This window comes from Mesorhizobium sp. M0898 (assembly GCF_040319695.1).
In the GTDB taxonomy this organism is placed as follows: domain Bacteria; phylum Pseudomonadota; class Alphaproteobacteria; order Rhizobiales; family Rhizobiaceae; genus Mesorhizobium.
Genome location: NZ_JAMYOE010000009.1, coordinates 37,014 through 56,004, shown reverse-complemented (window position 1 = coordinate 56,004; position 18,991 = coordinate 37,014). Strand labels below are relative to the sequence as shown.

General features: G+C 62.0%; 23 protein-coding genes and 2 pseudogenes. 17 read left to right on the top strand and 8 right to left on the bottom strand.

Translation table 11 applies throughout. The annotated features are described in order from the left end of the window. Positions 1-10 precede the first annotated feature (10 nt). Together NKH90_RS34860 and NKH90_RS13065 are read right to left on the bottom strand one after the other, a co-directional pair. Positions 11-139: pseudogene (locus NKH90_RS34860) on the bottom strand (AAA family ATPase); the annotation flags it as partial. Between the two features lie 33 nt (positions 140-172). Further along, the gene (locus NKH90_RS13065; RefSeq protein ID WP_352449411.1) at positions 173-667 is read right to left on the bottom strand and encodes a flavin reductase; all 495 of its coding nucleotides are present in this window, start codon (positions 665-667) and stop codon (positions 173-175) included. 179 nt (positions 668-846) lie between these two features. On the opposite strand from NKH90_RS13065, the gene NKH90_RS13060 reads away from it, so the two are divergent. Together NKH90_RS13060 and NKH90_RS13055 are read left to right on the top strand one after the other, a co-directional pair. Further along, complete coding sequence (locus tag NKH90_RS13060) at positions 847-1,920, top strand: branched-chain amino acid ABC transporter substrate-binding protein (protein WP_352819672.1); 1,074 nt, start codon at positions 847-849, stop codon at positions 1,918-1,920. A 14-nt stretch (positions 1,921-1,934) separates the two neighbouring features. Continuing rightward, on the top strand, positions 1,935-2,954 hold the full coding sequence (locus NKH90_RS13055; RefSeq protein WP_352819764.1) for a P1 family peptidase: 1,020 nt from the start codon (positions 1,935-1,937) through the stop codon (positions 2,952-2,954). 46 nt (positions 2,955-3,000) lie between these two features. Here the strand turns inward: NKH90_RS13055 and NKH90_RS13050 are convergent, their stop codons facing one another. After that, the gene (locus tag NKH90_RS13050; protein ID WP_352474015.1) at positions 3,001-3,255 is read right to left on the bottom strand and encodes a DUF2171 domain-containing protein; all 255 of its coding nucleotides are present in this window, start codon (positions 3,253-3,255) and stop codon (positions 3,001-3,003) included. A gap of 249 nt (positions 3,256-3,504) precedes the next feature. Here NKH90_RS13050 and NKH90_RS13045 point away from each other — a divergent pair, with 249 nt between their 5' ends. The 4 genes from NKH90_RS13045 to NKH90_RS13030 are packed head-to-tail and all read left to right on the top strand — an operon-like array spanning position 3,505 to position 6,681. Further along, entirely contained in the window at positions 3,505-4,230 is a 726-nt protein-coding gene (locus tag NKH90_RS13045; protein ID WP_352501595.1) for a DUF2259 domain-containing protein, read from the top strand. An 11-nt stretch (positions 4,231-4,241) separates the two neighbouring features. Then, positions 4,242-4,742, top strand: coding sequence for a hypothetical protein (locus NKH90_RS13040; RefSeq protein ID WP_352614092.1), 501 nt, complete (start codon positions 4,242-4,244; stop codon positions 4,740-4,742). A 59-nt stretch (positions 4,743-4,801) separates the two neighbouring features. Continuing rightward, positions 4,802-6,109: an adenylosuccinate lyase gene (purB, locus tag NKH90_RS13035; RefSeq protein ID WP_352819670.1), complete on the top strand. Its 1,308-nt coding sequence runs from the start codon at positions 4,802-4,804 to the stop codon at positions 6,107-6,109. Beyond that, positions 6,109-6,681, top strand: coding sequence for an alpha/beta hydrolase (locus NKH90_RS13030; protein ID WP_352637835.1), 573 nt, complete (start codon positions 6,109-6,111; stop codon positions 6,679-6,681). Before purB ends, NKH90_RS13030 begins: the two co-directional genes overlap by 1 nt. 1 nt (position 6,682) lies before the next feature. On the opposite strand, the gene NKH90_RS13025 is transcribed toward NKH90_RS13030, so the two are convergent. Further along, on the bottom strand, positions 6,683-7,495 hold the full coding sequence (locus NKH90_RS13025) for a VOC family protein (RefSeq protein ID WP_352819668.1): 813 nt from the start codon (positions 7,493-7,495) through the stop codon (positions 6,683-6,685). A 274-nt stretch (positions 7,496-7,769) separates the two neighbouring features. Here NKH90_RS13025 and NKH90_RS13020 point away from each other — a divergent pair, with 274 nt between their 5' ends. Continuing rightward, a complete protein-coding gene (locus NKH90_RS13020) occupies positions 7,770-8,318 on the top strand; it encodes an RBBP9/YdeN family alpha/beta hydrolase (protein ID WP_352766961.1) in 549 nt (182 codons plus the stop codon). Positions 8,319-8,416: 98 nt separating this feature from the next. Here the strand turns inward: NKH90_RS13020 and NKH90_RS13015 are convergent, their stop codons facing one another. Together NKH90_RS13015 and NKH90_RS13010 are read right to left on the bottom strand one after the other, a co-directional pair. Then, positions 8,417-9,190 carry an HpcH/HpaI aldolase family protein gene (locus NKH90_RS13015; protein WP_352819666.1) on the bottom strand — a complete coding sequence of 258 codons (774 nt, stop codon included), beginning with the start codon at positions 9,188-9,190 and terminating at the stop codon, positions 8,417-8,419. 120 nt (positions 9,191-9,310) lie between these two features. Beyond that, the gene (locus NKH90_RS13010; RefSeq protein ID WP_254817651.1) at positions 9,311-9,631 is read right to left on the bottom strand and encodes a DUF1476 domain-containing protein; all 321 of its coding nucleotides are present in this window, start codon (positions 9,629-9,631) and stop codon (positions 9,311-9,313) included. Positions 9,632-9,901: 270 nt separating this feature from the next. On the opposite strand from NKH90_RS13010, the gene purC reads away from it, so the two are divergent. From purC to NKH90_RS12995, 3 genes are read left to right on the top strand one after another with little or no spacing between them, the layout of a single operon-like run. After that, a complete protein-coding gene (gene purC, locus NKH90_RS13005) occupies positions 9,902-10,696 on the top strand; it encodes a phosphoribosylaminoimidazolesuccinocarboxamide synthase (RefSeq protein ID WP_023674725.1) in 795 nt (264 codons plus the stop codon). A gap of 40 nt (positions 10,697-10,736) precedes the next feature. Then, positions 10,737-10,979 (top strand): phosphoribosylformylglycinamidine synthase subunit PurS, encoded by a 243-nt coding sequence (purS, locus tag NKH90_RS13000; protein WP_352766801.1) that lies wholly within the window; start codon positions 10,737-10,739, stop codon positions 10,977-10,979. An 18-nt stretch (positions 10,980-10,997) separates the two neighbouring features. After that, positions 10,998-11,216, top strand: coding sequence for a hypothetical protein (locus NKH90_RS12995; RefSeq protein WP_352766803.1), 219 nt, complete (start codon positions 10,998-11,000; stop codon positions 11,214-11,216). Here the strand turns inward: NKH90_RS12995 and NKH90_RS12990 are convergent. Next, the gene (locus tag NKH90_RS12990; RefSeq protein ID WP_352766805.1) at positions 11,202-11,948 is read right to left on the bottom strand and encodes a hypothetical protein; all 747 of its coding nucleotides are present in this window, start codon (positions 11,946-11,948) and stop codon (positions 11,202-11,204) included. The two genes, NKH90_RS12995 and NKH90_RS12990, sit on opposite strands and share 15 nt — an antisense overlap. 119 nt (positions 11,949-12,067) lie before the next feature. Between NKH90_RS12990 and purQ the strand changes: the two genes are divergently transcribed. The 4 genes and pseudogenes from purQ (at position 12,068) to NKH90_RS12970 (ending at position 14,491) form a co-directional block, all read left to right on the top strand. Further along, entirely contained in the window at positions 12,068-12,736 is a 669-nt protein-coding gene (gene purQ, locus NKH90_RS12985) for a phosphoribosylformylglycinamidine synthase subunit PurQ (RefSeq protein ID WP_352750203.1), read from the top strand. Between the two features lie 31 nt (positions 12,737-12,767). Next, a complete protein-coding gene (locus tag NKH90_RS12980) occupies positions 12,768-13,433 on the top strand; it encodes a glutathione S-transferase family protein (RefSeq protein ID WP_352819664.1) in 666 nt (221 codons plus the stop codon). Positions 13,434-13,435: 2 nt separating this feature from the next. After that, positions 13,436-13,846, top strand: a complete 411-nt coding sequence (locus NKH90_RS12975) for a hypothetical protein (protein WP_352474652.1) — start codon at positions 13,436-13,438, stop codon at positions 13,844-13,846. A 4-nt stretch (positions 13,847-13,850) separates the two neighbouring features. Then, positions 13,851-14,491 (top strand): annotated as a pseudogene (locus NKH90_RS12970) (Pr6Pr family membrane protein). Positions 14,492-14,518: 27 nt separating this feature from the next. Here the strand turns inward: NKH90_RS12970 and NKH90_RS34855 are convergent. After that, positions 14,519-14,671: a DUF1127 domain-containing protein gene (locus NKH90_RS34855; protein ID WP_502898832.1), complete on the bottom strand. Its 153-nt coding sequence runs from the start codon at positions 14,669-14,671 to the stop codon at positions 14,519-14,521. A 187-nt stretch (positions 14,672-14,858) separates the two neighbouring features. On the opposite strand from NKH90_RS34855, the gene NKH90_RS12960 reads away from it, so the two are divergent. The 3 genes from NKH90_RS12960 to NKH90_RS12950 all read left to right on the top strand — a co-directional run bounded on the left by NKH90_RS12960 (position 14,859) and on the right by NKH90_RS12950 (position 18,976). Continuing rightward, the gene (locus NKH90_RS12960) at positions 14,859-16,271 is read left to right on the top strand and encodes an aminotransferase-like domain-containing protein (protein ID WP_352541433.1); all 1,413 of its coding nucleotides are present in this window, start codon (positions 14,859-14,861) and stop codon (positions 16,269-16,271) included. A 148-nt stretch (positions 16,272-16,419) separates the two neighbouring features. Continuing rightward, positions 16,420-18,657 (top strand): phosphoribosylformylglycinamidine synthase subunit PurL, encoded by a 2,238-nt coding sequence (purL, locus tag NKH90_RS12955; protein WP_352819662.1) that lies wholly within the window; start codon positions 16,420-16,422, stop codon positions 18,655-18,657. An 85-nt stretch (positions 18,658-18,742) separates the two neighbouring features. Next, entirely contained in the window at positions 18,743-18,976 is a 234-nt protein-coding gene (locus NKH90_RS12950) for a BolA/IbaG family iron-sulfur metabolism protein (RefSeq protein ID WP_023674714.1), read from the top strand. Positions 18,977-18,991 lie beyond the last annotated feature (15 nt).

The window sequence follows — 18,991 nt, the reverse complement described above, 5'->3', positions numbered from 1 at the left end:
ATCCACGGGCGCGCGTCGACCGAACGCATAAAAACAGCACGGTTGCCAGCGACCGGTCCGCACATAATCCGCACGGGTTAACAGATCGAGCGTCTCGTCGACCGTCCGCGGCGTCGGACGCGGTTTTCAACTCGGTCATTCTGTTTTCGCGGGCGCGGCCATCTGAAAGCCTCTACAAAGCGTGGTAGCCGCGGTTGTGATAGATCAGCGGCCGCAAATTATCGCCGATGCGCAAACCTGTAACTTGGCCAAAAAGCACACGGTGGGTGGCCAGATCCTTGGAGTCGATCAGTTCGCAGTCGAAGACGGCGAGCGCGCCCTTCAGCGTCGGCGCACCGGTCGAGATCACATCCCATTCGGCCAACGCGAAACGCTCCTCGACCGGCAGGCCGGTAATGCCGGAAAAGCCGATCGACAGCGGCTCCTGATCCGAAGCCAGCGTGTTCAGGGCAAATTTGCCGTTTTCCACGAACGGCTCGTTCTTGGGATTTTCACGATTGAGGCAAACCAGGATGGTTGGCGGCGTGTCCGACACCGAGCAGGCCGCGATCACCGTCGCGCCGCGCCTGCCGGCAGGGCCATCGGTGGTGACTACATGCACATGGCCAGCAAAATGGGCCATCGCGTCGCGGTAGGCCTGCGGCCCGATGTCATTCTTCTTCAGCACCGATGATTTTCCACTAGTCAGAACCAACCGTTATATATGGGGGGATATTGCAGGCCACAAGCGAAGTGCTTGACCCATATCCCGAATTCGCGTGTTGCGCCAAAGCTGGCCAGCCTTTAGGTCTTGACGGCATTGGCGCCGGCAACCACGCGACCGGCGTGGAGGAATTCTTCGCTCGCATGCGACGTTCGACAACCACAATAGCGGTGCTGGCCTGGCTCTCGGTCGCCGGTGGTGCGAGCGCCGAGACGCTGCTGGTCGGCGTCGCGGCTCCTTTGTCGGGGCCGTCGGCGATCCTCGGCAAACAGATCGAGGCCGGCGCGACAATGGCGGCTGAAGCTGACGGTACCGAGATCAGGACGATCGATGACGCCTGCACGGCCGACGGTGGCGCCGCCGCCGCGCGGGAATTCACCGCGGCCAAGGTCAACGTCGTCGTCGGGTTTTTGTGCACCGACGCAATCGAGGCGGCTCTGCCGATCCTCAAGGATGCCGGCATACCGGTGATCACAGTCGGCGTTCGCACGGAAAGCCTGACCGACCGGCGCGCCAAGACCGGATGGCCGATCTATCGTCTCGGGCCGCGCGGCGACGACGAGCGCAATGCCGTCGCTGCCATCCTCACCCGCCTATGGCAGACCGAGCTGTTCGCCATAGTCGACGACGGCACGATCTATGGCCGCGAAATGGCCGAGACGTTTCGGGCAGCCGCCGAGCAAGCGGCGCTGAAGCCGGTTTTCGTCGACACGTTCCGGCCGCAGCTCGATAACCAGATTGGCCTGATCGGCCGACTTAGGAAAGCCGGCGCAACGCATGTCTTTGCCGGCGGCGACGGCGATGATGTCGCCATTATGGGCCGGGATGCTGGCCAGCTAAATACCGGCATGGTGTTTGCCGGCGGCGAAGCGTTGCGCGCGCCGCTCGGCGACATGCCTTATGCCGTCGGCACGCTGATGATCGCGCCGCCCGAATGGGCCGATGTCGCCGACCCCAAGGTGCTGCAGAGCTTTGCCGGACAAAACATCGTGCCGGAAGGTTACACGCTGCCCGCCTATGCCGCGGTCGAGATCGCCAAGTCGGCTTCAGCATTGACGCAAAGCTCCGGCGAGAGGCTGGCCAACGTGCTGACCGCGCATGACTTCACCACGGCGATCGGACCGATCCGCTTTGACGAAAAAGGTGACCTGACGCAAAATTCTTATCGAGCCTTCCGTTTCGACGGCGGCCGTTTCGTGCCGGCGGAGAGCCAATGATGTCCAGCACAGGGATGTTCCATACGGGTCCGCGCAATCTCATCACCGACGTCGCCGGCCTGCGTGTCGGCAATGCGGCGAATGCCAAGCTGAAATCCGGTGTGACCACCGTCATCTGCGACGAACCGGCCGTGGCCGGCGTGCAAATCCTGGGCGGTGCGCCGGGCACCCGCGAAACCGACCTGCTCGAGCCGCACAATTCGATCCACGCCATCCATGCCCTGGTGCTTTCGGGCGGGTCTGCTTTTGGCCTCGACGCCGCGTCGGGGGTGCAGGCGGCACTGCGTGAAAGGGGCATCGGCGTCGAGGTCGGCGGCTTTCGCGTGCCGATCGTGCCGGCGGCGATCCTGTTCGACCTGCGCAATGGCGGCGACAAGGATTGGGGCCGGTATCCGCCTTACCGTGACCTTGGCTACGAAGCCGCGCAAGCCGCTGCGATAGACTTTGCGCTCGGCACTGCCGGCGCAGGTAGCGGGGCTTTGAGTTCCGGCCTGAAGGGCGGGCTCGGCTCGGCCTCGACAGTGCTGGACAGCGGCGTCACCATCGGCGCGCTCGCCGCCGTCAACCCGACCGGCTCGGTGACGGTCGCAGGGACCCGCCATTTCTGGGCGGCGCCGTTCGAGATCGGCGACGAGTTCGGCGGGTTAGGCTATCCCCACCCGATGCCTGACGATGCCAGAAAGGTCCTGCTGAAGTTCCGTGACAAGCATGCGGCAGAACAGGCGGAAACCGGCGCCAACACGACCATCGCCGTGATCGCCACCGATGCGGTACTCACGAAGGCCGCCGCCAAACGTCTGGCGATATCGGCGCATGACGGCTTTGTCCGTGCCATTTGGCCGACACACACGCCCGCAGACGGCGATCTGGTCTTCGCGCTGGCAACGGGCAAGAGCGGCATTGAGCTCACACCCAACGATGCCGTCGATCTCTACGCCGCGGCCGGCGCCACGATGGCACGCGCCATCAGCCGCGGCGTCTTTGCCGCGACGCCGGCCGAGGGCGATCTGTTCCCGGTCTGGTCGTCGCGCTGAACGCGCAACGCTCATTCGGGTGAGCCGTAGTCAGACTGGATTATGATCAGGTGGGTTCGGATTTTTCTTCCTCGAACGTGACCGCAACATCCGAGTTTGCCGACAGCCGCACCTTCTGGCCCTCGACCTCGGCGACAAGGCTGAGAGGAATGAAGTGGTGATGGCCCCTGTGAGCGCCCTCGCCGCTGTCGCGCTTGGTCAGCTTTATGCGATCTCCGTCAACCTTGTCGACGGTACCGACATGGACGCCGTCGGCGCCGATCACTTCCATACGTTCGCGAATCTTGGCTGCATCAATCATTGGGGGTCTCCCTTAGAGCGCCGCGCGTCCCTTTGAACGCGCAAAGGACGCTCTAAACATTTTTGAATCAATGCATCGCGCCTTCCGAAAATCGATCCTGATTTTCGGAAGGCACGATGCGGTGAAGTTGCCGACAATAACAAACGACGGCCGGATTGGATGCATCGACTTTGTGTTTCAGTCAGCACGATCTTTTGACGGCATCGTAATAGGAATTTGAGGGCGTCGACCGTCGGAATGGAAAGCCCCATGCGAAATCTTGCCCTGTTTGCAGTCTGCCTGCTTGCCCCGCTTGCAACTTTGGCCGCCGCCTTCGCAGGCGATGTCGCCGAGCTTGAGATCCTCGGCTTCAGCAGTGATGGCGGGGTCTTTGCCTTCGAGGAATACGGCGTCCAGGACGGATCGGGATTTCCCTATGCGACACGCTATTATATCGACACGGCCGACGACAGTTTCCTGAAGGGCTCGCCGATACGTGTCCGGCTCGACGACGAGAATGCCACGGTGGCCGCAGCGCGGCTGCAGGCCCGGCAAAGGGGCGAAGCGATCGTCAGTCAGGCGGAACTCACGGCAAATCGCGGCATCACCGCCGGCTTCAACCCGGTGACCGAGCTTTCTGCCGATCCCTTCCGCATGGTGGTCAATCCGCGCCCGATCTTCTCGCCGGTCGACGATCCGCTCGAGTTCCGGCTCGACCAGATCGGCATGAATGACACCGAACGCTGCCAGAGCCAGGGCGAGATCAATGGCTTTCGCCTGCTGCGCATCGAGGCGAAGGATGGCGGCCAGACGAGGATCATTCACGAGGACAAATCGATCCCGCAAAGCAGAGGCTGTCCGAATGGCTACCAGATCGGCGCGGTTCAGACATTTTCGCTGGATAGCCTCAGCGCTTATGCCGTGCTGATCGCGGTGCGCCAATACGGCTTCGAAGGGCCGGACTATCGCTGGATCGCGGTAACCGGTCGCCTGTGACGTTCCCCGCCATGCGCTATCGCGCTCTGCGCCGTCTCCGCCGTGCTCTGCCGTCGCTGCGCACCGCATTTGCCGGTGCCTTGCTGTGGGCGGCAGCGATGGGCGCCAGCGCGCTGCTCAATCTGCTGCAGTACGATTGGGAGACCCCGGCAAAGGTCCGCTTCGTCTCGCTGCTTTATGCTGCCGGCGGCGCGCTGGCCTTCCCGGTTGGGCTGTTTCTGGCGCGGCTCGTCTCGCTCGGACGCCACTGGGAAATCGCCCTCGCCGCCGCCTTCGTCTGCCTTCTCGCCGCGACAATTACCTTCACCGGCGGCCTCTTTGGGCTGCAATACCGCTCCTACTATGTCCAATGGCATGCACCCGCGCTCACCATCACCTGGGTTTTCCAGTTCGTGTTCACGATGTTGACGGCGCTTTACCAGTTCGTCGTCCTCGGCATCCGGCTGTATTTTCCGCTCGGTTTCGTTGCACTCGCTGTCGCCAGTGTCTGGTTTGCGCGCCAGCAACGTTGAGCATTTTGCCTGCCTCTGTTAGGACGCGGGCAAATGCTCTCACAAGTCAGGACCGACTGATGATCCCTCGCTACTCCCGGCCGGAAATGGTGGCCATCTGGTCACCCGAAACCCGGTTCCGTATCTGGTTCGAGATCGAGGCCTACGCCTGCGACGCATTGGCCGAGCTCGGCGTCATCCCGAAGGAGGCCGCCAAGACCATCTGGGAGAAAGGCGGAGCGGCGAAGTTCGACGTCGACGCCATCGACGAGATCGAGCGCGTCACCAAGCATGACGTCATCGCCTTTCTCACCCATCTTGCTGAATTCGTCGGGCCGGATGCCCGCTTCATCCACCAGGGCATGACATCCTCCGACGTTCTCGACACCTGTTTTGCCGTGCAGCTCACCCGCGCCAGCGACATCCTGCTGGCCGGCATTGACGGGCTGCTTGCGGCGCTCAAGCGCCGCGCCTTCGAGCACAAGGACACCATCACCATCGGCCGCAGCCACGGCATCCATGCCGAGCCGACCACCTTCGGCGTCAAGCTGGCGCAGGCCTATGCCGAATTCTCGCGTTGCCGCGAGCGGCTGGTGCACGCACGCGAGGACATCGCCACCTGCGCCATCTCGGGTGCGGTCGGCACCTTCGCCAATATCGACCCCTACGTCGAAGAATACGTGGCCAAGAAACTCGGACTGAAGCCCGAGCCGGTGTCGACGCAGGTGATTCCGCGCGACCGCCATGCGATGTTCTTCGCCACGCTCGGCGTCATCGCCTCGTCGATCGAGCGGCTGGCGATCGAGGTGCGCCATCTGCAGCGCACCGAGGTACTCGAAGCAGAAGAGTACTTTTCACCCGGCCAGAAGGGCTCGTCGGCGATGCCGCACAAGCGCAACCCGGTGCTGACCGAGAACCTCACCGGCCTTGCCCGCATGGTGCGCTCCTTCGCATTGCCGGCAATGGAGAATGTGGCGCTCTGGCACGAACGCGACATCTCGCATTCCTCGGTCGAGCGCATGATCGGGCCCGACGCGACGGTGACGCTCGATTTCGCGCTCTCACGCCTGACCAGCGTTGTCGACAAACTGCTCGTCTACCCCGACAACATGCTGAAGAACATGAACAAATTCCGTGGCCTTGTGCATTCGCAGCGCGTGCTGCTGGCGCTGACGCAAGCCGGTGTTTCGCGCGAGGACGCCTACCGGCTGGTGCAGCGCAACGCCATGAAGGTGTGGGAGCAAGGCGCTGATTTTCTTGAGGAACTTTTGGCCGACAAGGACGTTGTCGCAGCCTTGCCCGAGGCCGAGATCCGCGAGAAATTCGACTTGGGCTATCATACCAAGCACGTCGATACGATCTTTAGCCGAGTGTTTGGAGAAGCCTGATGATTTCGTCGGCCGGAGATTTCGATTTCCTCGCCCTGCCCGGGCGCGGCAATTCCGGGCCGGATCATTGGATGTCGCATTGGTGCCGGGTGTTCCCCAATTCGAGCCGCGTGCTGCAGGCCGAGTGGGACCGGCCAAAGCCTGAAGACTGGATCGGCCAGGTGGATGCCGCGGTGGCCGCCGCACCGCGCCGCGTCGTGCTGCTTGCGCATTCGCTGGCGGTGGCGACGGCGGTGAAGTGGGCTGCCGGCGCCAGTCAAAGCCAACTCGACAAGGTCGCGGCGGCATTCCTGGTTGCCGCGACCAATGTCGAGGATACCGATCCCTCATTCGACGCGGTGCGCCCGTTCGCGCCGATGCCGCTGAAGCGCCTGCCCTTCCCGACATTGGTGGTGGCGAGCCGCAGCGACCCACGCGTCACCTTCGACAAGGCGACCGCTTTTGCCGCAGCCTGGGGCGCGGATATCGCCGATGCCGGCGATCTCGGCCATATGGGAAACGAGGCGCGCCTGGGCGTATGGCCAGCGGGCCTGCTCATGCTTGGCCGCTTGCTCGAAAAAGCGAACCTCTAACCTACGCCTTACCGGGAACCGTCCTTATTACCGTGCCCCACGGATCCTCGCGGGTGGTCTCGCTTGCGGCATTGTCCGAGCGCATCTCGACCCAGGCCAAGCCGGAGCGGGCGGGATCGCGGCGACCGGCGCCGGCGCTCTGCCACGCATTTGCGCCAATGTGGTGATGATAGCCGCCGGACGACAGGAACACCGCCGCGCCACCGTATTTTGCCACAGTGTCGAAACCGAACTCCTGATGCCACCATGCTTCGGCTTCTTCCGGGCTGCCGACCCGCAAATGGACGTGGCCGATAATGCTGTTTTCCGGCGCGCCCTGCCAGCCGGTGTCGCCGGCCGGCACCTCGGCAACAACCGACGGAATGTTCAGCCGCTCCGTCGCCATCGCTATCTTGTCACCGTTCCATTTCCAGTCCTGCGGACGGCGGTCGGCATAGATCTCGATGCCGTTGCCTTCCGGATCGGTTAGGTAAAGAGCCTCGCTGACCAGATGATCGGATGCGCCCTCGATGCCGATCTTGCCGGCGATGGCGTGATTGATCCAGCGGCCGAGATCGGCCCGGCTGGGTAGCAGGAAGGCGGTGTGGAAAAGACCGGCGCTGCGCGGGTCATCGGGTTTCGCGGCCGGATCCGCTTCGATGTCGAGCAAAGGGCGATGGACTGCGCCGAGCGTAATCGTGCCGCCGGCGCGGCTCAGTTCCTGCAAACCGACGACTTTGCGATAGTAGGCAGCGAGATTGTCTGCATCGCGCGCCCGCAAGCCGACGCGGGCAACGCTGACCGGGGTCGTCGCGGCAAAAGGCAGTTCGCTCATCAAAGTGCTCCGTTCAGGCGGCGCTCGACAAGCTTCCAACACAGCAATCCGGCGCCATCAATCATTCTACGCCATGTCCGTGCCAAAATCTCGGAACAGCCATTCTTCTTTCCTGGCGACAGATCGTTGATCGCGATCGTTCACACAAGAGCGCAAGAAGCGAACAGGGTGTTCACAATAGCGAGCAGAACCGGGCTCATGAGCGGCCGTTTGCGTGTCGCTGTTTAGTTCATATCCGGTTGCACCCGACAGCGCCTCTCGCTACATGCGCGCCATGAAAGTCAGGGAAGCAGATATTCTCATCGTGCCGGGCTACACCAATTCCGGCCCTGATCATTGGCAGAGCCGCTGGCAGTCGAAACTATCGACAGCGCGCCGCGTCGAACAGGCGGAATGGTCGAAGCCGGTGCGCGAGGATTGGACGGCCGGTGTCGCCAAGGCGGTTAACGAGGCCGAGCGGCCGGTCGTCATCGTCGCCCATTCGCTTGGCGTCGCGGCGGTCATTCAAGCATTGCCTCGGTTCGAGAGGCCGGTCGCCGGCGCTTTCTTCGTGGCGCCGCCCGATGTCGCCAATCCAGAGATAAAGCCGAGGCACCTGATGACCTTCGGCCCCTATCCGCGCGACCCGCTGCCGTTTCCGTCGGTGGTGATCGCCAGCCGCAACGACCCGTTCTGCGCCTTCGGCGTCGCCGAGGACATTGCCGCGGCGTGGGGCTCGCTGTTCATCGACGCCGGGGATGCCGGTCATCTCAACACGGATTCCGGCTTCGGCCCCTGGCCTGAAGGCTCGATGACGTTCGCGAAATTCCTCACGGATCTCTAGAGCGGTTCATCGTTTCACGGAAACGGCGAACCGCTCTATCTCTTTGTTTTGACGCAATTCCGGACGGAAAACCGTTTCACACTTTTCCTGGAATTGCTCTAGGAAGCGATCGAATCCCTGACGCTGCTCAGCAGGGTCTTTGCCCCAAGCGAAATCAGCGAATGCTCGGAACCCAACGCCAGCAGCCGGTAGCCCATCGACACCACGCGACCGGCAACGGCCGGTTCCATCACATAGATCGCCGCATGCTTGCCGGCCTTGCGGGTGCGCTCGGCGATCGAGGCGACGGTCTCCATCATGCTCTCCAGCGTCGAACTGACGGTGGTGCCCTTCGACCAGGCGATCGAGAAATCCGACGGGCCAAGGAATATCCCGTCGATGCCCGGCGTGTCGAGGATGCCGTCGAGTGAATCAAGCGCGGCGCGCGTTTCGACCATGGCGAACGCCATGGTGCGCTGGTTGCTGTCGCGCAGCCAGTCGGCATAGTCGCCCTTGCCATGGCGCGGAAAAGCATAGGTCGGCCCCCAGGAGCGCTCGCCGAGCGGCGGGTATTTCATGGCGGCGGCAAACAGCTTTGCGTCCGCCACTGAATTCACCATCGGCGCGATCACAGCTTCGGCGCCGAAGTCGAGCGCGCGGCTGGCCATGTCGAAGCGGCCGACCGGGATGCGCACCAAAGCCGGCTTGTTGGCGGCCAGCACCGGCACAAGCCCGCGCAGCACGCTGTCCTCGTGATGGCCCCCATGCTGCATGTCGAGCGTAACCGCGTCGAATCCTTGCCTGGCCAGTATCTCGACCGTCAAGGCATCCGGCACGCCGGACCATGCGGTGAACAGCGTCTCGTCGACCGCAAGGCGTGACTTCAGGGACATTGGCGATTTCCTCTTTGCTTGCAGCAATTCAGCCGGAAATGACCGCAAAGGCAAAGAAAAACCGCGCGGTTAGGCCAGGCGGTCGATTGGTCCAGCATTCGATCGGTACCGGCTGAAAAATCAGGTGTTCTTGATCTGCTCGATCGCCTGCGCCATCAATTCATCCATGGTGCGGCGGATCTGATGGTCCGACTGGTCGATGCCCGCCGCATCGAAATCCTTGCGTATCTTGCGGAAAACGTCGTGATCGCCGGCTTCCTCGATGTCGCTGACGACCACTTCCCTGGCATAAGCGTCGGCATCGGTGCCGGATTTGCCGAGCTTTTCGGCAGCCCACAGGCCGAGCGCTCTGTTGCGGCGTGCCGCAGCCTTGAACCGAAGTTCCTCGTCGAATGCGAATTTGCGCTCAAAGCCCTCTTCGCGGTCTTTCATGCTGCTCATGGCATCCCTCCGTGAAATCCGATTCGTTGTGCCAATATGTGTTGCCGGAGCACAAACCAAAAGGGCGCAGGCCGGTCAATATGCTACATTGCTTGCTGCGCTGCGGCATTTCGGTGCCCGAAAGCGGTTGATTGAAAGGATTTGCCGATTGAGCAAACAGTGCGATTGGGATAGACACCGGCATTGAACCCCACCGTCGCCGTCTTATTTTAGGCAGACGGACAGGAACTGGTCGCTTGCCGCCTGCCCGCAAATCCAGAGAAAAATCAGATGAAAAATCGCCGCCGCATTTATGAAGGCAAGGCCAAGATCCTTTATGAGGGACCGGAGCCTGGCACGCTGATCCAGTTCTTCAAGGACGACGCTACCGCTTTCAACAAGAAGAAGCATGAAATCGTCGATGGCAAAGGCGTGCTCAACAACCGCATTTCCGAGCACATCTTCAACCATCTCAACCGGATGGGCATTCCGACCCACTTCATCCGCCGGCTCAACATGCGCGAGCAGTTGATCAAGGAAGTCGAGATCATCCCGCTCGAAGTGGTGGTGCGCAACGTCGCCGCCGGCTCGCTGGCCAAGCGCCTGGGCATCGAGGAAGGCACCGTGCTGCCGCGCTCGATCATCGAATTCTATTACAAGGCCGATGCGCTCGACGATCCGATGGTCTCGGAAGAGCACATCACCGCCTTCGGCTGGGCGAGCCCACAGGAGATCGACGATGTCATGGCACTGGCCATTCGCGTCAACGACTTCCTTTCCGGCCTGTTCATGGGCGTCGGCATCCAGCTCGTCGATTTCAAAATCGAATGCGGCCGCCTATTCGAAGGCGATATGATGCGCATCGTCGTTGCCGATGAGATCTCGCCGGATTCCTGCCGGCTGTGGGACGTGGCGACACAGGATAAGCTCGACAAGGATCGTTTCCGCCGTGACATGGGTGGGCTGGTCGAAGCCTATCAGGAAGTTGCCCGCCGCCTCGGCATCATGAACGAGAACGAGCCGCCGCGCCCGGCCGGACCGGTGCTCGTCGCATCGACCGACGGCGTCAAAGGCAAGCCACATTGATGGCTTGCCAGCTCAACAGGTGAACAGGAGCATGTCCAGCATGATCAAGGCCCGCATTACCGTAACCCTCAAGAACGGCGTGCTCGACCCACAAGGCAAGGCAATCGAGCATGCGCTGTCCGGAATGGGTTTCGGCGGCGTCGGCCAGGTGCGGCAAGGCAAGGTTTTTGATATCGAGCTTGCCGAGGGCGATAAGGCCAAGGCCGAGGCGGATCTGAAAGCCATGTGCGACAAGCTTCTGGCGAATACGGTGATTGAGAATTATAGTGTGGCCATTACCTGAGGTTGTCCCGGAGGGTAGATGACCGAGATCGATGGAAGCCTGATTTTTGAAGTCCTCAAATCCATTCAGTCGCGGCTGGACAGGATGGATTTGACACTTGGCGAAGTAAAGTCCGAGTTGGGTTCGATCCGTGGTCATCTCATCGCCACCGAGGGCGATGTGAAGAACATTTACGGTGTGCTGGCGCGGCAGGACGATCGCCTTGGGCATAGCGAACGCCGCTTAGAGCGCGCCTAAAACGAGAGCCAGTTTGTACAGCCCGTGAATTCCTGCGGCCAAAAAGAGGCCCGCCACTACCACTGCCGATAACTTCCATCGTCGAGCCTGGGTTGGCCGCCTCACACCGCCGTATTTAGCATGAATGTCCAGTATTTCGGCATGCAGCCCCGAGTCAGTTGGCAAATCGTTATGGTTTCGACGGAGAGCTATCGCTCGAAAGCACAGAATATCCATCATAATAAGCATCCAAGACCCAAAACCAAGCCAGATGCTCATCACGTAAATGCGAATAAAATTAGTATTGTGACTCTGTAGGCATGCGTCAGCTATGCTCAATCGCCGCCCGAAAAATCTGCGGCCTGTTGAACTTAGCCAAAACCCGTCGTCGTTCATCGCCATTGCCAGCAAGATGAGAATGAACGCAGATGTCCCAAGCAGAAGCTTGAGATATCCGGCCCTGTTCGCAGCGTCTCGAACACAAACCACGGCAAGGCACGCCATGAGGCCCAGAAGCACCAGGCAGATCGTCAATGCATAGGAAATCTGCGCCATGATCAGATTGGCAAAAGACGAGGAGCACCGCCCGAGATCGACTTTCAGAGAAAGCGCTTTCGAAAACGCCGTCGCAAAGGTTGCGTCAGCTTGAGAAAAGAACGCATAGATAAATGCGGAAACAAGCAGGACAATCGCACCGGAGACCCCGGCGGCCCAGTGTCGGTCTTCGAATTTCAGTTCCCAGCCGCTCTTCAAATGCGTTCGCCCGGTTTGCCGTCGTTAAATAGCCCAAAAGCCTTAACTGCCGCTTGACCCGTGAATACGCCGCCGATACGCCAAACTTGGATATGCCTCTTGATTCAATTGGACACGCCATGAAATCAGCCGTCGTCCTGCTCCCCGGCCTCAATCGCGACCGCGACATGATCGCGGCGCTGACCAAGATTTCCGGCACGCCGCCGGTCACCGTCTGGCAGACCGACACCGAAATTCCCGATGTCGACCTGATCGCCATTCCCGGCGGCTTTTCCTTTGGCGATTATCTGCGCTGCGGCGCCATTGCCGCGCGCATGCCGGTAATGCGGGCTGTCGCCGAAAAGGCGGCCAAGGGCGTCATGGTCATCGGCGTCTGCAACGGCTTCCAGATCCTGGTCGAGGCAGGCCTGCTGCCGGGCGCATTGATGCGAAACACCTCGCTGAAATTCGTCTGCCGGCAAGTCAAGCTGCAGATTGCTAATGCCAACACGATGTTTACCCGCCGCTATCAGCCGGGCCAGGTCATCCGCGCGCCGGTGGCGCACCATGACGGCAATTATTTCGCCGATGCCGAAACGCTGGCCCGCCTCGAAGGCGAAGGCCAGGTGGTGTTCCGCTATGCCGAAGGCACCAATCCCAACGGCTCGATCAACGACATTGCCGGCATCGTCAACGGCCGCGGCAACGTGCTCGGCCTGATGCCGCATCCCGAGAACCTGATCGAAGCGGCGCATGGCGGCAGCGACGGCCGGGCGCTGTTCGAAAGCGCGCTGGGCATCGCCGCTTGATACCTTCAATTTTCCTCCTGGAGCCACGGTCATGAAACTCTATTCGCGGCCGTTGTCGCCCTATTCGTCGATCGTGCGGGCGTTGGCCTACATCAAGAACGTGCCGCTCAAGCTCATTGCACCGCCGCCGGGGTTTCCCATCCCCGAGGCATTTCGTGCCATCTCGCCGTTGAACCGGATTCCGGTGCTGATCACCGGCTCCGGCGAAACGATCGTCGAATCGGTGGTCATCGCCGAATATCTGGAGGAGCGCTTTCCCGAGCCGGCGCTGCTGCCGAGGGACTCGAAGGACCGGGCGCTGGTGCGCATGTTCGCCCGCATCACCGACCTCGACGTGCTCGCCCCGACCATGAAGCTGTTCGAGCTCCATTTCGTGCCGCAGCGCAACGAGGCGGAGATCAAGGCACAGTTCGCCCGATTGCATCACGGGCTTGCGGCAATCGAGGCGCGCATGGCGCATGGCCCGTTCGCGCTCAGCGACGACATCTCCTTCGCCGATGCCTGGCTGACGCCGACCCGCTTCGTCTTCAACAATTTCAGGGCGACGATCGGCCGCCCCGACCTGCTTGATGGCTATCCGAAATTCGATGCCTATGAGCAAATCGCCCTGCAGCATCCGGCGCTGTCGCGCGTCTGGGGTGAGATGACAGACGGTCTGAAGGTGTTTCTGTCCGAACTCGAGATGGGCGCCGCTTGACCATGCGATCGACACTCGCCCGCCTCGCCCTCGCCGCTTCCGCCGGTCTTGTACTCGCCTCCTGCCAGTCAGGCCCGAAGAGCGCGCCGGCGCCGGCGGGCAAGAGCGCGTCACTGCTTGCCATGGAGCAGGTGGCAATAGCTGCCCACAAATGCTGGATCGCCAGCAAGGACCCTGCCTTCAAATCGTACCAGATGGCCAACGAGCTGAATTCGTTCAGCGGCACGCCGCGCTTCCTGCTGGTGCCGGCCAAACATTATGGTGGAAAGCCGTTGCTGGTCGTGCAGGCGCAAGGCAATTCGAGCCGCGTCGACGTGTTCGGCCCATTGATGGCGGAACCGCTCGGCGCCCGCATCGGCTCGGACATTGCCCGCTGGCAGGCGGGCAATCCGGCCTGCGGCGCTGCTGCCTAGCCCAATGGGTCGCGTGCTGCAGATCATCGGTCTGGTCGTCGGCCTGGCCGGGCTCGTCCTGCAGCTCTGCATCACCGTCCCGGCATCAATGGAAGCCGGCCGCGGCTTTGCCGGCTCGCTGGTCTTCTATTTCAGCTTCTTCACCATCCTGACCAACATCGGCGCGGTGCTCGTCCATGCCTCGTTGCTGTCGTCGACGGGTATGCATGGTTTCCGGCCTTTTCCGCGCCACGGATGCGGGCGGGCGTAGCCGTCGCCATAACGCTGGTCCTCATCGTTTATGCAACGGTCCTGGCGCAGCTTTGGCAGCCGCAAGGGCTGTTCCTGCTCTGCGATGTGCTCCTGCACTATGTGACGCCGGTGTTGTTCGTGCTGTGGTGGCTTGTGGCAGGCGCCGACGGCTCGACGCGGTGGCGCGACATCTCCTGGTGGATGATCTATCCGATCGCCTATCTGGCCTACGCGCTGCTGCGGGCGCCGATTGCCGGTGAAGTGCCCTACCCGTTCCTCGATCTCGCCAAGAACGGCGCGACCAGCGTCGCCGTCTCGGCTCTGGCCATCACCGGGCTCTTTCTGATGCTGTGCATTGTGGCGGTGCTTGTGGACCACGGTGTCACGCGGATCAGGGCGGCGGGCATCCGCTAAAGTGCGATAGCCGCCCCGTCGAACTTCTCAGTCCCAGAACGGCCTCAGCCCCTCACGATGGGCATCGCAGCGCGAAATGCCGATGTCCTTGAGCTGATCGTCGGTCATCTCGAGCAGGAGCAGCCGACTGCGCCGGCGCTCCAGGAGACCGCCGATCCATCGGGCGAATGACGTGACCACTTGCACGAGCCGGCGAACATAGGATCTCCGGCCTGAAGGACCGAGTCCGGGCAATTCAGCTGCCGTGCTATGGATTGTGCCTATTGTACCCATTTTCTTTCTTACCAAAACTGCAATTGTGCCCTTTTGTATCGCCCGTTTTATATGTATTGACTCTCATTTCGGTGCAATGTAGAAAATTGTCACCATGACAACTTGGCTTCCAGACCTTACCGCCGGCACCGGCCCGCTCTATCAGAGGCTTGCCGATTCCATCGAGACGGACATCGACCGCGGCTTGATCGGCGCAGGGGCAAAGCTGCCGCCGCAGCGCGATCTGGCATACGACATCGGCACGACCGTCGGCACCGTCGGCAGGGCGTATCAATTGCTGCGCGAGCGGGGATTGGTCAGCGGCGAGGTCGGCCGCGGAACCTATGTTCTCGCTCAACAGTCGGAGAGCGCAAAGCCGGATTTCCTGGGGCCGGTCGAACAAGGCACGCGCTATATGGATGCGCCCGGCGACAAGCTGCGCTTCGATAGCACGGCCGCACCGGACGTCGGCCAGGGTGCCATCGTCGCCGACGTGTTGACACGCACGGCGCAAGACCATCCGCATGAGATTTCAAGCTATACGCGTGATTTCCCGGACCGCTGGTTCGAAGCCGGCAGGCGCTGGCTGTCGCGCAATTCCTATCGCCCGGCGGTAGATGCCATCGTTCCCACGCTCGGCACCCACGCCGCGGTGATGGCAACCATTGCGGGGCTCACCGCCCCCGGCGACTATGTCGTCTTCGAGCACCTCACCTATTCGCAGATCTCGCGCAGTGCCGGCCTGATCGGTCGCCGGACCGCACTGGTGGCGGCTGACGACGAGGGCATCGATCCCCAGGATTTCGAGCGCGTCTGTGCACAAAAGCATCCGAAAATGATGTTTTTGATGCCGACGGCCAAGAACCCGACGCTGACTACGCTGTCGGCATCGCGCCGCGAGGCAATCGCGCATGTCGCCCGTCAATATAACGTCGTCCTGATCGAGGACGATCTCTATGGCGGACTGACCGATGACCCAACGCCTTTAATGGCCGAATATGCTCCCGAACGGACCATCGTTGCCGGCGGCCTGTCGAAATCGGTTGCGGCGGGTGTTCGCGGCGGCTGGCTCGCTTGCCCGCCGGCTTACCGTCACCGCATCCGGGTTGCCCACAAGATGATGACGGGCGGCCTGCCCTTTCTGCTGGCGGAGGTGGGCAGCCGGCTGGTGCTGTCCGGTCAGGCCGCCGAGATGCGCAAGCGCAGCATTGCCGAGATCGGTGCGCGCATCGCGATCGTGCGCGAGACACTCGACGGCTTCGATTTCAAGGCGCTGGATAATGTGCCGTTCGTCTGGCTCACTTTGCCGGACCCATGGCTTTCCGGCACTTTCAAGCAGGCCTGCCTCGAACATGGCGTGCTCATCGACGACGAGGACGAGTTCAAGGCAGGGCGTTCCGAACAGGCCTTTCACGGCGTACGGTTTGGCATCTCGCAACCGCGACAGCGGGACGATATCGCGCACGGCGTCGCGGTAATCCGGCGGCTTCTGGACGAAGGCCGCGCCGGCTACGACAGCTTTTCCTGAACCGGCTTGAAACCGGCGGGTCGAGTGGCGATCTTTCGCTACTTGCGGTCAGCTGTTGCTTTCCATCGTTTTAGTCATCCAACGGGGTGTATCGGCTGCAACGCTTGCGATAAGACGGGACTCGATCCCAAGGACACAATTGCCGATCATGACCATTTCCAATTCCGTGCCGATCACTCCTGAACTCGTTGCCGCGCACGGGCTGAAGCCCGACGAGTACCAGCGCATCCTCGACCTAGTCGGGCGCGAACCGAGCTTTACCGAACTTGGTATTTTTTCGGCGATGTGGAACGAGCATTGTTCCTACAAATCCTCGAAGAAGTGGCTGCGCACGCTGCCGACCACCGGGCCGCAAGTCATCCAGGGCCCGGGCGAGAATGCCGGCGTGGTCGACATCGGCGACGGCGACTGCGTCGTCTTCAAGATGGAGAGCCATAACCACCCCTCCTATATCGAGCCTTATCAGGGAGCTGCGACCGGCGTCGGCGGCATCCTGCGCGATGTCTTCACCATGGGCGCGCGGCCGATCGCGGCGATGAACGCGCTGCGCTTCGGCGCGCCGGACCACCCCAAAACCAGGCACCTCGTTGCCGGTGTCGTTTCCGGCGTCGGCGGCTATGGCAATTCCTTCGGCGTGCCGACAGTCGGCGGCGAGGTCAATTTCGACGCCCGCTACAATGGCAACATCCTGGTCAATGCCTTTGCGGCGGGGCTTGCCAAGACTGATGCGATCTTCCTGTCGGAAGCCAAGGGTGTTGGCCTGCCGGTGGTCTATCTCGGCGCCAAGACCGGGCGCGACGGTGTCGGCGGCGCCACCATGGCCTCGGCCGAGTTCGACGACAAGATCGACGAGAAGCGGCCCACCGTGCAGGTTGGCGATCCGTTCACCGAAAAATGCCTGCTCGAAGCCTGCCTCGAACTGATGGCGTCCGGCGCCGTTATCGCCATCCAGGACATGGGTGCCGCCGGCCTCACCTGCTCGGCGGTCGAGATGGGCGCCAAGGGCGACCTCGGCATCGAGCTCGATCTCGACAAGGTGCCGGTGCGTGAAGAGCGCATGAGCGCCTATGAGATGATGCTTTCGGAGAGCCAGGAGCGCATGCTGATGGTGCTGCGCCCCGAAAAGGAAAAACAGGCCGAGGCGATCTTCCACAAATGGGGCCTCGACTTTGCCATCGTCGGCAAGACTACCGACGATCTGCGCTTTCGCGTGCTGCACCAGGGCGACGAGGTCGCCAACCTGCCGATCAAGGATCTCGGCGATCAAGCGCCGGAATATGACCGTCCCTGGGTCGAGCCGAAGAAGCCGGCGCCGCTGGCCGGCGATGCACCGCAAGCCGATGTGGCTGACGCACTGCTCAAGCTGCTGAGCGGACCGGACCTTTCCTCGCGCCGCTGGGTCTGGGAGCAGTACGACACGCTGATCCAGGGTAATTCCCTGCAGCTTCCCGGCGGCGACGCCGGTGTCGTGCGCGTCGATGGCCACCCGACCAAGGCGCTCGCCTTCTCCTCCGACGTGACGCCGCGCTATTGCGAGGCCGACCCTTACGAGGGCGGCAAGCAGGCGGTTGCCGAATGCTGGCGCAATCTTACCGCCACCGGCGCTCTGCCGCTCGCGGCCACCGACAACCTCAATTTCGGCAATCCGGAACGGCCGGAGATCATGGGCCAGCTGGTTGGTGCTGTGAAAGGCATCGGCGATGCCTGCCGGGCGCTTGGCTTTCCGATCGTCTCCGGCAACGTCTCCCTCTATAATGAGACCAACGGACAGGGCATCCTGCCGACACCAACCATCGGCGGCGTCGGTCTGATTGCCGACTGGTCGAAAATGGTGCGCATCGGCTTTGCCGCCGAAGGCCAGATGATCGTGCTGGTCGGCGCGCCGACGATATGGGGCTCGCATCTTGGCCAGTCGGTCTATATGCGCGACATCTTTGGCCGCGCCGACGGCCCGCCGCCGCCGGTCGATCTCGGCCACGAGAAGCGGGTCGGCGACCATGTGCGGGCACTGATCGCCTCCGGTGTCGTTACCGCGGCGCATGACGTTTCCGATGGCGGCATCGCGGTAGCGCTGGCCGAGATGGCGATGGCCTCCGGCATCGGCGCGACCATCCCCGGCCTGATCGGCACAGATCCAATCCCCGTCTGGTTCGGCGAGGACCAGGGCCGCTATCTCTTGACGCTGTCGATCGACCCGCAGAGCGAGCAATGGGACGCCATTCGCGAACAACAAAACAAGCTCGGCGTTTTTGCGCCGTGGATCGGCTCGACCGGCGGCAGCGACCTGAAGCTGGGCGAGGCGCGTGCGATACCGGTCAGCGAATTGACCGCCGCCCACGAATCCTGGTTCCCTCGCTTCATGGCAAATGAGGTCGTGGACCCGTGATGTGATCGAGTGGGCTCTTTCCCTGTGGTTCATCCGCCATTTCGACCATATCTATGAGATCACGACCTGAACAAGGAATCCTCATATGGCAATGGACGCCCACGACATCGAACGGCTGATCAAGGAAGGCATTCCCGACGCCAAGGTGACGATTCGCGACCTGGCCGGCGACGGCGACCATTATGCGGCTGAGGTTGTGGCCGAAAGCTTTCGCGGGAAAAGCCGGGTCCAGCAGCACCAGATGGTCTATGACGCGCTGAAGGGCAATATGGGCGGCGTGTTGCACGCGCTTGCCCTGCAGACCAGCGTGCCGGACTAATTCTACGCAAGCGGG

Excerpts from the sequence above, each read along its gene's own strand:
- NKH90_RS12960 (WP_352541433.1), top strand. The coding sequence starts at position 14,859 with ATGACAACTTGGCTTCCAGACCTTACCGCCGGCACCGGCCCGCTCTAT.
- NKH90_RS13025 (WP_352819668.1), bottom strand. The coding sequence starts at position 7,495 with ATGAGCGAACTGCCTTTTGCCGCGACGACCCCGGTCAGCGTTGCCCGC.
- NKH90_RS13015 (WP_352819666.1), bottom strand. The coding sequence starts at position 9,190 with ATGTCCCTGAAGTCACGCCTTGCGGTCGACGAGACGCTGTTCACCGCA.
- NKH90_RS13055 (WP_352819764.1), top strand. The coding sequence starts at position 1,935 with ATGTTCCATACGGGTCCGCGCAATCTCATCACCGACGTCGCCGGCCTG.
- NKH90_RS13045 (WP_352501595.1), top strand. The coding sequence starts at position 3,505 with ATGCGAAATCTTGCCCTGTTTGCAGTCTGCCTGCTTGCCCCGCTTGCA.
- NKH90_RS12975 (WP_352474652.1), top strand. The coding sequence starts at position 13,436 with ATGCGATCGACACTCGCCCGCCTCGCCCTCGCCGCTTCCGCCGGTCTT.
- NKH90_RS13010 (WP_254817651.1), bottom strand. The coding sequence starts at position 9,631 with ATGAGCAGCATGAAAGACCGCGAAGAGGGCTTTGAGCGCAAATTCGCA.
- NKH90_RS12980 (WP_352819664.1), top strand. The coding sequence starts at position 12,768 with ATGAAACTCTATTCGCGGCCGTTGTCGCCCTATTCGTCGATCGTGCGG.
- NKH90_RS13020 (WP_352766961.1), top strand. The coding sequence starts at position 7,770 with ATGAAAGTCAGGGAAGCAGATATTCTCATCGTGCCGGGCTACACCAAT.
- NKH90_RS13060 (WP_352819672.1), top strand. The coding sequence starts at position 847 with ATGCGACGTTCGACAACCACAATAGCGGTGCTGGCCTGGCTCTCGGTC.
- NKH90_RS13030 (WP_352637835.1), top strand. The coding sequence starts at position 6,109 with ATGATTTCGTCGGCCGGAGATTTCGATTTCCTCGCCCTGCCCGGGCGC.
- purB (WP_352819670.1), top strand. The coding sequence starts at position 4,802 with ATGATCCCTCGCTACTCCCGGCCGGAAATGGTGGCCATCTGGTCACCC.
- NKH90_RS13040 (WP_352614092.1), top strand. The coding sequence starts at position 4,242 with ATGCGCTATCGCGCTCTGCGCCGTCTCCGCCGTGCTCTGCCGTCGCTG.
- purQ (WP_352750203.1), top strand. The coding sequence starts at position 12,068 with ATGAAATCAGCCGTCGTCCTGCTCCCCGGCCTCAATCGCGACCGCGAC.
- NKH90_RS12950 (WP_023674714.1), top strand. The coding sequence starts at position 18,743 with ATGGCAATGGACGCCCACGACATCGAACGGCTGATCAAGGAAGGCATT.
- purL (WP_352819662.1), top strand. The coding sequence starts at position 16,420 with ATGACCATTTCCAATTCCGTGCCGATCACTCCTGAACTCGTTGCCGCG.
- purC (WP_023674725.1), top strand. The coding sequence starts at position 9,902 with ATGAAAAATCGCCGCCGCATTTATGAAGGCAAGGCCAAGATCCTTTAT.
- NKH90_RS13050 (WP_352474015.1), bottom strand. The coding sequence starts at position 3,255 with ATGATTGATGCAGCCAAGATTCGCGAACGTATGGAAGTGATCGGCGCC.
- NKH90_RS12995 (WP_352766803.1), top strand. The coding sequence starts at position 10,998 with ATGACCGAGATCGATGGAAGCCTGATTTTTGAAGTCCTCAAATCCATT.
- purS (WP_352766801.1), top strand. The coding sequence starts at position 10,737 with ATGATCAAGGCCCGCATTACCGTAACCCTCAAGAACGGCGTGCTCGAC.